This window comes from Dyadobacter bucti (assembly GCF_005869225.1).
Taxonomy (GTDB): Bacteria; Bacteroidota; Bacteroidia; order Cytophagales; family Spirosomataceae; genus Dyadobacter; species Dyadobacter bucti.
The window spans coordinates 264,084-277,536 of record NZ_SWFP01000001.1 but is presented as its reverse complement, the minus strand read 5'-3'; the positions used below and the strand labels follow the sequence as shown (position 1 = coordinate 277,536).

Below are 13,453 nucleotides of genomic sequence, written 5' to 3'. Positions count from 1 at the left end.
TGTTAACGGATTCATTTTCATCACTACCAATTTTGACCATAATCATGAATTACAAAAATATAAAACTGAAAAGCCTGGCCGTCAAAACGCTGTTTGCAGGAACGTTGTTTCTTTCTGCCTGCGACAATGGATTTGAAGAAATGAATACAAATCCCAATGCCTACACCACGCCTGTGATCGGGAGCCTTTTCTCGACCAGTATCATCAAAACGGCTGGTGACGGGGACAATAACACCTTGTATGCCAATGATAAATTGTCGGGATGCTTCGTGCAATATTTTTCATCCCTGAATCCCTGGCAGTGGACGGGGGACAAATATTTGTACAAACAGGATTATAACAAAGGGCTTTTTGAAACAGCATACAGCAGCGAGCTAAAAGAAACTGCGCAGATCATTTCACTGGTCAAAGACAATCCTGAAATGTCCAATCATTATGCTGTGGCGAGGATCTGGCGGGTTTTTATCCTGCACCGGGTAACGGATATGTACGGGGATATCCCTTATTCACAGGCAGGTTTGGGTTATATTGATGCTACTTACAAGCCTGCATATGATTCCCAGGATCAGATATATGCGAGTATGCTCGCCGAACTGGAAGAAAGCGCCCTGGCGCTTGACCCCGCAAAACCAACATTCGGGTCGGCTGATTTTCTTTACAATGGCGATGCCGCAAAATGGAAACGATTTGCCTATTCCATGATGCTCAGGTTGGGTATGCGACTCACCAATGCAGATGTTGCAATGGCTGAAACATGGGTGAAAAAGGCAATTGCCGGAGGTGTGATGCAAAGCAACGACGACATTGCCAGGCTGGTCCATACGGGTGGTTCTGCCAACAACTGGAACGTGAACAGCTACCTGCTGCAAGGAGGAGAAGGGGTGCCGCCTTCGGCCCAGGGAAAAGGGTATTCGAAGCTGAGCAAAACATTTATCGATTATCTTAAAGCAACAGCGGACCCCCGCCTTCCGTTTTATGCTACGTTATGGCAGGGAAATGCGGATGCTTCGAAACTACCGCAGACCAGCGCTCCTGCGGTACAGAAAGGCCTTCCCAGCGGATACGATTATACTACGATCAAAGACCTGATCCCGAACTGGACGGACGATATGCAGGCAGAATTTTCGGAGATCAACATCAATACGATCGCAGCTCTGGCCGCGCCGACGATTTTCCAGAGCTATTCCGAGGTATCATTGTTACTGGCAGAAGCGGCACTGCGCGGCTGGACTTCCGACAATGTAAAGACAAGATATGAGAATGCTGTGAAAGCTTCCATGGAAATCCAGTCGATTTATCCTGGCGGCGTGACCATTACTCCGGCTGCGATCACCGCATATCTTACCGCCAATCCTTTTAAAACCGGAACGATGGAGGAACAGATGAAACAGATCCATAACCAGTTCTGGGCTTCGTCTTTTATGAACAATATTGAAGTATATGCCAACTGGAGAAGGACAGGTTACCCCCAACTTACCCCGACCAATTATCCGGGCAACGAAACCGGCGGCGTTATACCGAGACGTTTGAGATATCCTGAATCGGAAGCCAGCCTGAACCGCGAAGCATATAGTGCCGCCGTGGCGAAACAAGGGCCTGATTTGTTTACGACCAGGGTTTGGTGGGATAAGTAAAGGGGAGTTTTGTCCTGATAGTCATTTTTTGTCATGTGTAGTCAGGTAATGGTCATGTATGGACATGAGGTGATGGGGTTATTGAATGTTGGGCCGGTGTTCGTTTTTCGGGCACCGGCCTTTTTTAGGAATTTTCTCAATAAAGCCAACACGCCAATCCCGAACGGAATGTTATTATTATAGAAAATGATCTGTACCAAAGTTACAAAACCCTGAAAGGGTGACATCGTCCCTGCAATGGCACCCTTTCAGGGTTTTCGCTTTTGCAACGTCCTTGTTCTGTTATAATAATTTCAGCCCTTTGGGCTTTTTTGATGTGGTCATCGCAATAATATTATTCCGGACGGAAATATCGGAATGGCTCTGCGTATACAATGCTGAATTCTTTTTAATCCTACCATTTCGGACAGATTAATGTGAAAAAACCAGTATTTTTTTGTCGCTTAAAGGCTTTTCATCGAAATGATGTTCAATTAAATCGTTGATCCTATGCGCGCATTCTGTAAGATATTAACGGCTCTTTTTGTTTACGTCGCTACTGCAACTGCTTCTCATGCCGAGCAGCCCGAAACGTTGAAAATAGGTGCCAAAGCTCCGGATTTTAATTTGCCGGGTGTTGATGGTAAGAAATATTCACTAAAATCCTTTGCAGCTTCCCCGGTCCTGGCGATTGTATTTACCTGCAATCATTGTCCCACCGCCCAGGCCTACGAAGACCGGATTATCAAGCTTACTTCCGATTTTAAGTCAAAAGGTGTGTCGGTAGTAGCGATATCATCCAATGATCCCAAAGCTATACGTCTCGATGAGCTGGGTTACACCGATCTGAGCGATACTTATGAAGAAATGAAAATCCGGGCAAAGGATATGAAGTATAATTTCCCCTACCTTTTTGATGGCGATAACCAGTCCACAGCCCTGGCTTACGGACCGGTGGCTACCCCACATATTTTTATTTTTGACAAAGAAAGAAAACTGCAGTACCACGGGAGGATCGATGATGTGGAAAAACCGACCGGCACACCCAACCATACCGATGCCCGTAATGCTATTGAAGCGCTGATCGCTGGCAAACCGGTGCCTGTGCCGTCAACCAAAACGTTCGGCTGCTCCATGAAATGGATCTCGAAGGAGCAGGGTGTGCAAAAGGAGCAGGCAGGCTGGGCGAAAGAACCGGTCAGCCTTGAAACGATTGATGAGGCTGGGTTAAAGGAACTGATACAGAATAAGTCTGACAAACTTCGTCTGATCAACGTCTGGGCTACCTGGTGCGGACCCTGCGTCACCGAATTTCCGGATTTTATGACGATGCACCACATGTACCGCGGCCGGGATTTTGAGTTTGTTTCCATCAGCGCCGATAGTCCGGATAAAAAGGACAAGGCGCTGAAATTCCTCCAGGGAAAATTTGCGTCGAACAAGAACTATATTTTCAATGTGGAAGACAAATATAAACTGATCGAGGCCGTAGACCCTAAGTGGCAGGGGGCATTACCGTACACATTACTTGTAGAGCCCGGAGGGAAGATAGTATATGCCGCCCAGGGCCCGATAGACCCGCAAAAAATGAAAAAAATCATCGTGGAAAACAAGTATGTTGGCAGGTATTATTGATTAATAATTGATTCAGTATTTAACTTAAATATTCAAAATGGCAAATAATGACATATCAAGACGTCAGTTTCTGGGGGCGGCGTCGCTGGTAGCAACGGGCATCGCACTTGTTCCGGGAGAAATCTTCGGGGTACCGGCCTATATCAAAAATCTGGGGAAACCTAATTCCCTTTTCAATGGTGTTCAGGTAGGCGCCATTACCTACTCCTGGCGAAGCATGCCGGGCGGGGCGGAAGATATCCTGAAATACTGTATAGACTGTAACATCAGTGCAATAGAGCTCATGGGGCCGACCGGTGAGTCTTTTGCCGGTGCACCGGAAGCACCGCCACGCCCTAACCTGGCTCCCGGACCCGATGGCAAGCGTCCGGAAATGACCGCCGGGCAAAAAGCCGCTCAAACCGAGTATGCAGCAAAACTTGCTGAGTGGCGCGCGAAGGTTTCTATGGATAAATTCGTTCAGCTCAGGAAAATGTACAATGCTGCCGGCGTGAGTATCTATGCTTTCAAACCATCTGCCCTGGGTACCAACAATACCGATGCAGAAGTGGATTATGCTTTTCGTGCTGCAAAAGCGCTGGGTGCCAATCAGGCCAATGTGGAACTCCCCAATGATGCCGCTGAAACGAAACGACTTGGCGATATCGCGGCAAAAAATAAGGTATATGTGGGGTACCACGGCCATACGCAGCAAACACCGACCTGGTGGGATGTTGCATTGGGCCAGTCGAAATACAATGCGATGAATTTTGATATGGGACATTATGTAGCCGCCGGTTTCGATCCGATCGCGCAAATTGACGCCAAACACGACCATATCGTGAGCATGCACGTAAAAGACAGAAAAAATAAGCAAAATGGAGGAGCTAATGTTCCCTGGGGACAGGGTGATACACCCATAGTTGCAGCCCTGGAACTGATGCGTGCGAAAAAATACAAATTCCCGGCTACGATAGAGCTCGAATATGAAATACCGGCCGGCTCTGATGCTGTGAAGGAAACGGCCAAATGCGTTGAATTTGCGAGGAAGGCGTTGGGAGCGTAATTGATAGCCCGAACCACATAACCAATAGCCCAGGACTTAAGTCCTGGGCTATTGGCGTTTATAGGTTTTTATAAAAATAATATACCTAATCCATTGTTCGTACGAAATTTTTCCTACCTTTGAAACGTTACTTATAAAACAGTTTCAAATGGAGCCTACGAAATCAGAACTAGAGATTTTACAAGTCCTTTGGCAGCATGGCCCATCGACGGTCCGGTTTGTCAATGATACCCTCAACGAGCAGAAACGAGCTGTACAATACTCGTCCACCCTGAAGCTCATGCAGATCATGGCTGAAAAGGGGATTCTGCTCAGGGACGAGAGCAGCATGAAACACGTATATAGTCCAGCGGAAGAGGAAAACAGGACTAAAACGGCCCTTCTCGAAAAATTCGTGGACTCTATGTACAAAGGCTCCGCTTCAAGCCTGGTGATGCAGCTTTTCGGTAATAAAAATACATCCAGAGAGGAATTGGACGAGATCAGGGATTTCCTGAAAAAGCTGGATAAGTAAGTTGCTCCAAACTTTTACAATCTGTCAGCCATGAATTTTGATATCATTGATCATCCCTTTTTTCAAAAACTTGTACAGGCAGTTTGCCTTACACTGTTTCATTCAATCTGGCAGGGGCTGTTGCTGGCAGTCGCAGCAGGCGCGGTCCTGGCGTTGACAGGAAAGTCAAAACCCGCGGTGAGGTATAATCTGCTTTCCTTGTTGCTGGTGGTTTTTGTAGCTGCGAGCGGGTTGACTTTCTGGAGTTTAATGAATTCCGGAAACGCACATGCTGAATCAAAAAACGGGTTGATTGTGCTGGCTGGGGAACAGACGGTCACAACCGCTGCTTTTGTGAAAAATAATGACCTTACAAATATTAAAAGCTTGATTATAAATACAATAGTTCAATTCTGCCACAATTATTCATTTCATATTGTGACGGTCTGGCTGCTTGTATTCTGCTTTAAATCCCTGCAGGCGACGGCCGGATTTGCATATATAAAAATGGTCAGGAAACAGAAAATCCATGAACCGTCCGCGCATTGGAAAAACAGGTTAAAATCCTTATCAAAAACACTGGGCATCCATCAGGTTGTGGTAATGATGGAATCTGAGATTATAACCGTTCCAATGGTCACAGGGTTTTTCAAACCGGTCATTCTTTTGCCGGTAGGGCTTTTGACAAACCTCTCACAGGCGCAGGTAGAGGCAATTATCCTGCATGAGCTGGCACATATCCGGAGAAATGATTATCTGGTCAACCTGCTCCAGATATGCTGCGAAAACCTCTTTTTCTTTAATCCAGCTTTGTTATGGATCTCTTCTTTGATCAAAGAGGAGAGAGAACATTGCTGCGATGACCTGGCGATAGCCGTTTTACAGGATAAAACGTCTTTTATCGAGGCACTGGTGACTTTTCAGGATTATAAACTGAATAGCGCGGATTTGCAGATGGCCTTCGCGAAAAGTCGTAACCCTTTGTTATACAGGATTAAGCGAATTATTTATAACAACAATAAACCTTTAGATGCCATGGAAAAATTATTTGTAACTGCCAGTCTGATCACCGCCGCTGCCTTGTCGGTTGCTTTTACCGCTGCCGATCCAGAACCGAAAGTTAGCGTAAATGCCAAAGAGAAACCTGCTGCTATTCAAGAGCTGCATAAAAGTAAGAATTTGATTGTGAATGAATTGTCAGTACATCCTGATACTTTACCTGCCCCCAACAAAATTCCGGGGCTCGACAGCGGGACCAATACGTATCATGTAAATTCCAATGACAAGCAATATGAGATCGTTGAAACGGATGGTAAGATTACCTCTCTCAAAATCGACGGGGAACAGATTCCTGCGGATAAAATAGCGGCTCACCAGTCCGAGATTGATGCAATAGTAGCGGAGATAAAAGTGGCGCACGAGCATGCGGAAGCCGACCGCTTGAAAGCTGATGAAATGAGAAGCAAGGCGGACGGATATAGAATGGAGGCGGAGAAAATAAGACAGGAAGCCGAGGTACTGCGGCAACAGGCCAGCCAGGACAGGGTTAAAGCAGAAGAAATGCGGATTCAGGCGGAAAAAATTCGGAAAGAAACCGAATTGATGCGTGTGAAAGTGCAGAACGAACGTATGACCAATAGCAATAGTCAGACAAATTCCGACCAGATCCGAAACCAGAATGAGGATTTGAAAAAAATGGCCGAAAAAATGCGGGCTGACGCCGAAATACAGCGGCAAAATGCTGAAAAAGTGCGCCAGCAAGCAGATGTTATCCGGCAACAGGCTGAGATCACGAGGCAGCAGGCCGAAAAACAGCGCGCCGAATATGAAAAGATGCAGGAGCGGCTGATCGACGATTTAATGCAGGAAGGCGTCATTAAGGATACAAAAAAATTGTCCTATAAGCTCTCCGATGATGAATTGGTAGTCAACGGCGTACAACAGCCTTCGGTTTTGCACCAAAAAATGAAGGCAAAATACATCAGGAACGGCGGGGTGGAAATGGTTTACAACTGGAACGGCCGGACTGGGTACACAATTACAGGAACGATCCAAACCAGGTAACGCATACGGGAGATAACATCCTGCATAGTAAGTATAACCTTTATCCGAATGTATTTTAAGGAAGGTAACCTTATTCACGACATCGGTTTAAAACTATGCATCGGAGGACTTTCATTAAAAATACAGGGGCCGTGGTTGCATTGGGCACAGCGTCGCCCGGACTTGCTTTCACGGAAGTAAAGGCAAAAAACAAATTACCGAAATGGAAGGGATTTAATCTACTGGATTTTTTCTCTCCTGATCCTAACAAACAGCGCAAAGCAACTGCATCCGAACAATTGAAATGGATGAGCGACTGGGGATTTGATTTCGTCAGGATTCCGATCGCTTATCCGGCTTATGTCAGATTTGACCGCAGCCGCAACATTACGCCCGAGGAAGTTTACCAGATTGATGAGCGCGCGGTGGATCAGATCGACAAGCTGGTTCAGGCTGCCCATCAATACAATATACACGTCAGTCTCAATTTGCACCGTGCACCCGGTTATTGCGTAAATGCTGGTTTTCACGAACCCTACAATTTATGGACAGACCAGAAGGCGCTGGATGCGTTTTGTTTCCATTGGAACATGTGGGCGAAGCGGTATAAGAATGTTTCCTCCAAAAGCATCAGTTTCGACCTGCTGAACGAGCCGAGCATGCGGGAGGATATGAACGATCAGCTTTCGAAAAGGACTTCGGTCCCCGGCGCAGTTTACCGGAAACTTGTAATCGCCGCCTCCGAGGCGATCCGCAAGGAAAATCCGAAGCACCTGATCATCGCCGACGGCAATGATGTGGGTTCGTCAGTGATCCCCGAAATTACAGACCTGGATGTTGCGCAAAGCTGCCGGGGATATAATCCCGGGATCATTTCGCATTATAAAGCACCGTGGGCTATGAAGGATACGGCGAATATCCCGGAACCGAAGTGGCCGGGCCAGGTAGGAGACAAATATCTCAGCCGCGAGCTGCTCGAAAAGTTTTACCAACCCTGGATCGACCTGATCGGCAAAGGGGTCGGTGTTCACTGCGGAGAATGCGGCAGCTGGAACAAAACACCTCATCCCGTTTTTCTGGCGTGGTTCAATGACGTGCTGGATATCCTTTCATCCAACGGAATCGGGTTTTCTCTATGGGAGTTCGCCGGGGATTTCGGAGTACTTGATTCCCGCCGCGCTGATGTAGCCTATGAAGATTTTCACGGTCACAAACTGGATCGGAAATTGCTGAATTTGATGATGAAGTATTGATGTTACTCTTTTAGGTAACTTAAAATCAGGAACTGGGGAGCGAAGTCCGGTTGAATTCATAGCAAAATATCTTAAATTTTATTAAAACTAAAACGCACATGAAGACGATACAACTTGACCTGCCTGATCCAGTAGTCGATTTTATACATTCTTTGTCAAAAGATGAAAGTCTATTCGCCAAGGAAGCGATCGATGAAAAAATAGCGAGAGAGAAAAAAACTAAACTAGAAACTCTTTTGAAAGAAGGCTACCAAGCAACTGCCAAAGAGGATTTGATTATTGCAAAAGACTTCTCATTTGCTGATTTTGAAAATTTGTAAATGAATAAAGGAGAGATATATTGGGCTAATCTTGATCCAACCCTTGGAAGCGAAACAGCAAAAACGCGGCCGGTACTAATCATTTCCAATGACTTTAATAATCAATACGGGGCTACTATAACTGTTTTGCCAATAACCTCAAGTACAAATAAGATTTATCCTTTTGAGGTGCTTCTTCTAATCAATGAAGGAGGATTGAAAAAACGAATCAAAAGTAAAGGGTAATCAGATAAGGACTATTGACAAGATCCGATTTGGTAATCGGATCGGTCAATTAAGTCAGGAAAAATGAGGGAAGTGGAAATGGCCGTTCTTATACATTTGGGAATTGAATTCTAACTACTTCAACTCTGCCAGCAAACCAGCCAGATTCAAACTTTTCGTATACATTTCGACAGTCCCGTCGGGCATGTAGTTCCAAAGCTCTTTGGGCCTGTCCCAGTATAATTCCACGCCGTTGCCATCGGGGTCGTTGAGGTAAAGCGCCTCGGAAACACCGTGGTCGCTTGCGCCGGAAAATGGGTAGTCCGCTTGCCGCAAACGATTGAAAATCGTCGCCAGGTCTTTTCTGGTAGGGTAGAGAATTGCGGTATGAAACAAGCCCACGCCATGCTGCGGGGCAGGAGGGGCGTCTTTGCTGTACCAGGTATTGAGCCCGATATGGTGGTGATAACCGCCAGCGGATATAAAAGCAGCCTGGGCCCCGTAGCGGGCCGTGATCTCAAATCCAAGTAAACCGCAATAAAAATCAATCGCACGTTCCAGGTCGGCTACTTTCAGGTGAACGTGTCCTATTCTGGTCTGCGCGGGCAGCTGATAATCGTCTGTTTCCATGAGAAGGTTGTCTTTTTATTGTCAATGAATTTACACCAATCAGCGGTAAAAAATTCCCGCGGGCGGCTTTAACAAGAAATCAACATTTAAATCAGATACCGTATTAATGGACCGCAGAAAAGCACTATCCTCCGTTCTGGCCGTTACCGGAGCGGGTACATTACCTCTCGACATCATGAAGACCAAAAACCCCGCTTTTGTCTATTCTTTGAACATGAGCACTTTACGGGGTCACAAACTCGGGTTCAGGAAAGAGCTGGAAGTAGCGGCGAAAGCAGGATATGGAGCTGTGGAGATATGGATTAATACTTTACAGGATTATCTCAAAACCGGAGGCACGCTTCCGGAAGCCAAACGGATTATTGATGATCTGGGCTTGAAGGTAGAGGATGCCATCGGATTTGCACCCTGGATCGTGGACGACGAAGCTACGCGTGCCAAGGCATTGGATCAGCTCAAAATGGAAATGGAACAGTTGGCGCAAATCGGCTGCCCCCGCGTGGCAGCACCGCCCATGGGAGCTACTACCGGGCCGTCGCTCGATCTGGCGAAAGTAGCGGAACGCTATCGCACGATTCTAGAACTGGGCGACAAAACCGGCGTGGTACCGCATCTGGAACTCTGGGGCTTTTCCAAAAACCTAAGCCGGGTGGGAGAAATTTTATATGTAGCGGTCGAATCGGGGCATCCTTCGGCACGTTTGCTGATGGACGTTTATCATTTGCACAAAGGCGGTTCGGGTATGGACAGTGTAAAGGCTGTGGGGAAACCAATGATCGAAATATTCCATATCAATGATTATCCCGCCACGCCGCCGCGTGAAACGATTACTGACGCCGACAGGGTCTACGCCGGCGATGGCGTTGCACCACTCAAAGACCTGCTGATTTCGCTCAAAAACCCCGATAAGCCGGTCATACTTTCTTTCGAAGTTTTCAACAAAGATTATTATGCGCAGGATGCATTGCTGGTAGCGAAAACGGGTCTCGCCAAAATGAAAAAAGCGGCCGAAGGCGTCTGATGATTTGCCTCAGAATTTGTTCAGAAAGGCCAGTATGCTCAGGACCAACCCGGCAATGGCAGCAATCCCTGAAAAAACAATGGCGAAGGTAAGTGGCACGGCACGTCCTCCTGTTTTGGGCATAATGATAAATTGGTCCTTCGCTCGGTAACTGGGGAAATCTACAATTTCGATGTGATAAAGGCCTTTTTCTGTGACCGCAAATTCCGCCACAGGTATGATGCGGTTACCGGACAGGTCTTTTCTGGTACCCAGCAGGTTCAGCACTTTTACCACCGTCAGTTCGTTTTCTGTGGTTTTATTGGTTAAGCTAAAAACCATGTCGGTTTTGATGCCTTTGAAGGTAAAGGGACGTTTGAGGGATATTTCATAATCACCAGGATTATCAATATCAAAATCGTTGGAGGGGCTGTTGGCGGGGAATTCGATTATTTTACCGCCGTAAAGGTTCATAATTCCGCTGATACTTTTAATAAGACAGTACAGGCCGGAAATAAAAAGAAGTGGGCACAGAAGTTTCAGGAGCATTTCAGATGGAGTATAGTGTGTGACAAAAACTGTTTTACACCAAAAATATACAGAAATCACCCTTCTCCAAAACATGATCTTTTCTCCCGTGTTTTTATTTGTTTTTTACCGGAATATGCATGAATTTGTCAGCAGGGATCAACATTAATACAAAATATACAAGGCATGAGCGAAGTTAGTCTGAAACTGGATAATCGCAGAAGAGGCGTATTCGTCATTGAAGAAGATGGCAAAAAAGTCGGTGAAATGGCGGTGGCCATTTCGGAAACAGCATTGACGGCATATCACACCGAAGTGAACCCGGAAATGGAAGGGAAAGGGCTGGCCCGCAAACTTTTAGATGAAATGGTTAAATACGCGAGGGAAAACCATTTGCAGGTTATTCCGTTATGCGTATACGTGCAAGCACAGTTCAGGAGGCATCCCGAACAGTTTGAGGACATCTGGCAAAAATAATTTTGCATACGGACCAGCAACGTCATTCCTGCCGGACCGCCGGGAGATATACTACAAAAGTGGAGCCCTCACCTTGGATGCTTTTGGCAGAAATGTAGCCGTGATGATTTTGAACAACCTTTTTACAGATCGCCAGTCCGATCCCGGAACCGGAAAATTCGCCTCTTCCGTGCAGACGCTGGAACATCTGGAAAATCCTCTCAATGTATTTTTCGTCAAATCCGATTCCATTATCTGATATTTCAAGCCTTACGTAGGGGTGGTCGGAGATAAGCGCTGGCAGGGATCTTTTTTCATTTTCGTTTACATCAGAAGCAGTTATCCTGATCTTCGGCGACTCATCGGGTCGCCTGTATTTGATGGCATTGGTCAGCAGGTTTTGTATCAGCTGCGCCAGCTGACCTGCATTTCCCCATATCTCCGGTAAGGGGTCCGAAGTGATTTCTGCGTTTTGTTCCTGAATGGATATTTCCAGGTCAGCGAGTACGCTTGCCAGGAGCTCATCGAGAGAGACAGGCTCGAAGTTCATCTCTGCGGTAAGCCTTGAATAAGCCAGCAGATCGTCGATCATCAGGGACATTCTGCTGGAAGCATCCTGGATGCGGTTGAGCATGAAGGTGCCGTTGTCATCAAATTCCTTGCCGTAAATTGTTTGTAAACGGGAACTGAATGACTGGATCTTCCGAAGGGGCTCTTTCATGTCGTGACTGGCCGCGTAGGCAAACTGCTGCAAATTGTTATTGGAACTGATCAGCTCCTGATTTGCCTGGCGCAGTTCTTCTGTCCGTTGGCTGACCCGTTGTTCCAGTTCCTCAGCCAGCTGGCGATAACGCTCTTCACCAGTTTTTAATCTTTGTTCGGACTCGATCCGATCGGTTATATCCATCACAAGCCCGGACAGTGACACCGCCTTTCCGGAGCTGTCATAGAGGTAGCGGCCAATCGCCCTGATCCAGTGAACAGAATTATCTTCCCATATAAAGCGTGCCTCATATCTGAGCTGGCCTGTCGTCTCGGCTTTTTGATAAGCCTGTAACCGAAGAGCAGCATCATCAGGGTGAATATGGCGAATGAAAACGTCCCTGGTTACTTTGCTGCTTTCCCGTCCGGTGATGATCTGGGCCATTACCGGGGTATAAATCAGTTCATCTGTTTCCAGTTTGACATGAAACGAGCCGGCCCCTGATTCTTCAAGGGTCATAGCGGCTTGCTGATCAGCCCAGAGCACTTTTTCACGGTTATCGACTTCATCCGTAATGTCCCTTGAAATACCTGAAAAACGGTAGGCTTTTCCCTGGTTATCAAAATAAGCCTGTCCTCTGCAATGCAGCCATCTCAGTTTTTTATCGCTGGCTCCTACGGTCCGGTACCGGATGTCATAGGTACTCCTGATAGCAGGATCCAGGGCATCTCTCACCGCAGTCATCATGCGGTCCCTATCTCCGGGGTGGATAAACTTTACAAGATTTTCGTATCTGAGTTCATTTTTGGATGGGAAACCGTACAGTTCACGGCACCGGTCGTCCCAGTGCACGGTCTGCCCGATGGGGTCAAGGTTCCAGGCACCGAGCTGGGCGGCTTGCATTGCGAATTTGAGGTTTTCTTCACTTTCTCTGTTCGCTTCCTGCAATCTCAGCTGTTCCGTAACATCGATCATAGAGCCAACCATCCTGACAGCCTTACCGTCCGTCCGAATCGCATAACCCCGGTCGTGAACTTTGGCATAAGTACCGTCGGCGCGGCGGAAACGGTAGAAATCGGCCCAATTGGTGCCTCCCTGATCAATGACATCATGGATACTTTTGACCACTTGCTCCTGGTCGTCGGGATGGATCCTGTCGAACCAGGATTCAGGGCCGGTGCCCACATCTCCGATGGCGTAGCCAAAAATCAGTTCCATACCGCTGTTCCACCAGACGGTACCGTTTACAAGGTCCCAGTCCCAGATCACATCACGCGTGGCTTTCGCAACAAGTTCGAACCTTTCAATGGCGACAAGCAGGTTGTCATCGTGGCTGTTAATCGCGTCAATCATTATAACTTTCTGCTTTATTTTTCTGGAAATAACCGGAACAGGAAAATACTCCTTCTAAAAATACGGATATTAATGAAAAACGGGTGACTGTCTGTTTCACCGGCAATAGTAAAGTATGTGGGTCGGGGTCTTTTGATCTTAACAAGAGTTTCGGGTAAAAGTAGTACACAATCAAAA

Annotated in this window: 14 protein-coding genes; 11 read left to right on the top strand and 3 right to left on the bottom strand. The window is 46.8% G+C overall.

All coding sequences use genetic code 11. The features are described from left to right. Positions 1-44 precede the first annotated feature (44 nt). The 9 genes from FBF61_RS01155 to FBF61_RS35790 all read left to right on the top strand — a co-directional run bounded on the left by FBF61_RS01155 (position 45) and on the right by FBF61_RS35790 (position 8,694). Positions 45-1,634: a SusD/RagB family nutrient-binding outer membrane lipoprotein gene (locus FBF61_RS01155; protein ID WP_138475333.1), complete on the top strand. Its 1,590-nt coding sequence runs from the start codon at positions 45-47 to the stop codon at positions 1,632-1,634. 489 nt (positions 1,635-2,123) lie between these two features. Then, positions 2,124-3,248 carry a redoxin domain-containing protein gene (locus FBF61_RS01150; RefSeq protein WP_138475332.1) on the top strand — a complete coding sequence of 375 codons (1,125 nt, stop codon included), beginning with the start codon at positions 2,124-2,126 and terminating at the stop codon, positions 3,246-3,248. A gap of 37 nt (positions 3,249-3,285) precedes the next feature. Beyond that, positions 3,286-4,293: a sugar phosphate isomerase/epimerase family protein gene (locus tag FBF61_RS01145; protein WP_138475331.1), complete on the top strand. Its 1,008-nt coding sequence runs from the start codon at positions 3,286-3,288 to the stop codon at positions 4,291-4,293. 148 nt (positions 4,294-4,441) lie between these two features. Next, positions 4,442-4,807 (top strand): BlaI/MecI/CopY family transcriptional regulator, encoded by a 366-nt coding sequence (locus FBF61_RS01140; RefSeq protein ID WP_138475330.1) that lies wholly within the window; start codon positions 4,442-4,444, stop codon positions 4,805-4,807. Positions 4,808-4,837: 30 nt separating this feature from the next. After that, entirely contained in the window at positions 4,838-6,850 is a 2,013-nt protein-coding gene (locus FBF61_RS01135) for a M56 family metallopeptidase (protein ID WP_138475329.1), read from the top strand. A gap of 95 nt (positions 6,851-6,945) precedes the next feature. Beyond that, positions 6,946-8,082: a glycoside hydrolase family 5 protein gene (locus FBF61_RS01130; protein WP_138475328.1), complete on the top strand. Its 1,137-nt coding sequence runs from the start codon at positions 6,946-6,948 to the stop codon at positions 8,080-8,082. Between the two features lie 98 nt (positions 8,083-8,180). Next, the gene (locus FBF61_RS01125) at positions 8,181-8,402 is read left to right on the top strand and encodes a hypothetical protein (RefSeq protein WP_138475327.1); all 222 of its coding nucleotides are present in this window, start codon (positions 8,181-8,183) and stop codon (positions 8,400-8,402) included. Next, on the top strand, positions 8,403-8,627 hold the full coding sequence (locus FBF61_RS01120; RefSeq protein ID WP_205748208.1) for a type II toxin-antitoxin system PemK/MazF family toxin: 225 nt from the start codon (positions 8,403-8,405) through the stop codon (positions 8,625-8,627). It begins immediately after the preceding gene. Positions 8,628-8,631: 4 nt separating this feature from the next. Then, entirely contained in the window at positions 8,632-8,694 is a 63-nt protein-coding gene (locus FBF61_RS35790) for a hypothetical protein (RefSeq protein ID WP_510185886.1), read from the top strand. A 47-nt stretch (positions 8,695-8,741) separates the two neighbouring features. Here the strand turns inward: FBF61_RS35790 and FBF61_RS01115 are convergent, their stop codons facing one another. After that, positions 8,742-9,236, bottom strand: a complete 495-nt coding sequence (locus tag FBF61_RS01115; protein ID WP_138475326.1) for a VOC family protein — start codon at positions 9,234-9,236, stop codon at positions 8,742-8,744. Between the two features lie 106 nt (positions 9,237-9,342). On the opposite strand from FBF61_RS01115, the gene FBF61_RS01110 reads away from it, so the two are divergent. Then, positions 9,343-10,257 carry a sugar phosphate isomerase/epimerase family protein gene (locus FBF61_RS01110; protein WP_138475325.1) on the top strand — a complete coding sequence of 305 codons (915 nt, stop codon included), beginning with the start codon at positions 9,343-9,345 and terminating at the stop codon, positions 10,255-10,257. 9 nt (positions 10,258-10,266) lie between these two features. Here FBF61_RS01110 and FBF61_RS01105 read toward each other — a convergent pair whose 3' ends face one another. Then, positions 10,267-10,710, bottom strand: a complete 444-nt coding sequence (locus FBF61_RS01105; protein WP_138475324.1) for a hypothetical protein — start codon at positions 10,708-10,710, stop codon at positions 10,267-10,269. Positions 10,711-10,950: 240 nt separating this feature from the next. On the opposite strand from FBF61_RS01105, the gene FBF61_RS01100 reads away from it, so the two are divergent. After that, the gene (locus FBF61_RS01100; protein WP_138475323.1) at positions 10,951-11,241 is read left to right on the top strand and encodes a GNAT family N-acetyltransferase; all 291 of its coding nucleotides are present in this window, start codon (positions 10,951-10,953) and stop codon (positions 11,239-11,241) included. Between the two features lie 22 nt (positions 11,242-11,263). On the opposite strand, the gene FBF61_RS01095 is transcribed toward FBF61_RS01100, so the two are convergent. Beyond that, positions 11,264-13,276, bottom strand: coding sequence for a PAS domain-containing sensor histidine kinase (locus tag FBF61_RS01095; RefSeq protein WP_138475322.1), 2,013 nt, complete (start codon positions 13,274-13,276; stop codon positions 11,264-11,266). Positions 13,277-13,453 lie beyond the last annotated feature (177 nt).

Coding starts and splice junctions, on each gene's coding strand:
- FBF61_RS01155 (WP_138475333.1), top strand. CDS start 45: ATGAATTACAAAAATATAAAACTGAAAAGCCTGGCCGTCAAAACGCTG.
- FBF61_RS01150 (WP_138475332.1), top strand. CDS start 2,124: ATGCGCGCATTCTGTAAGATATTAACGGCTCTTTTTGTTTACGTCGCT.
- FBF61_RS01145 (WP_138475331.1), top strand. CDS start 3,286: ATGGCAAATAATGACATATCAAGACGTCAGTTTCTGGGGGCGGCGTCG.
- FBF61_RS01140 (WP_138475330.1), top strand. CDS start 4,442: ATGGAGCCTACGAAATCAGAACTAGAGATTTTACAAGTCCTTTGGCAG.
- FBF61_RS01135 (WP_138475329.1), top strand. CDS start 4,838: ATGAATTTTGATATCATTGATCATCCCTTTTTTCAAAAACTTGTACAG.
- FBF61_RS01130 (WP_138475328.1), top strand. CDS start 6,946: ATGCATCGGAGGACTTTCATTAAAAATACAGGGGCCGTGGTTGCATTG.
- FBF61_RS01125 (WP_138475327.1), top strand. CDS start 8,181: ATGAAGACGATACAACTTGACCTGCCTGATCCAGTAGTCGATTTTATA.
- FBF61_RS01120 (WP_205748208.1), top strand. CDS start 8,403: ATGAATAAAGGAGAGATATATTGGGCTAATCTTGATCCAACCCTTGGA.
- FBF61_RS01115 (WP_138475326.1), bottom strand. CDS start 9,236: ATGGAAACAGACGATTATCAGCTGCCCGCGCAGACCAGAATAGGACAC.
- FBF61_RS01110 (WP_138475325.1), top strand. CDS start 9,343: ATGGACCGCAGAAAAGCACTATCCTCCGTTCTGGCCGTTACCGGAGCG.
- FBF61_RS01105 (WP_138475324.1), bottom strand. CDS start 10,710: ATGAACCTTTACGGCGGTAAAATAATCGAATTCCCCGCCAACAGCCCC.
- FBF61_RS01100 (WP_138475323.1), top strand. CDS start 10,951: ATGAGCGAAGTTAGTCTGAAACTGGATAATCGCAGAAGAGGCGTATTC.
- FBF61_RS01095 (WP_138475322.1), bottom strand. CDS start 13,276: ATGATTGACGCGATTAACAGCCACGATGACAACCTGCTTGTCGCCATT.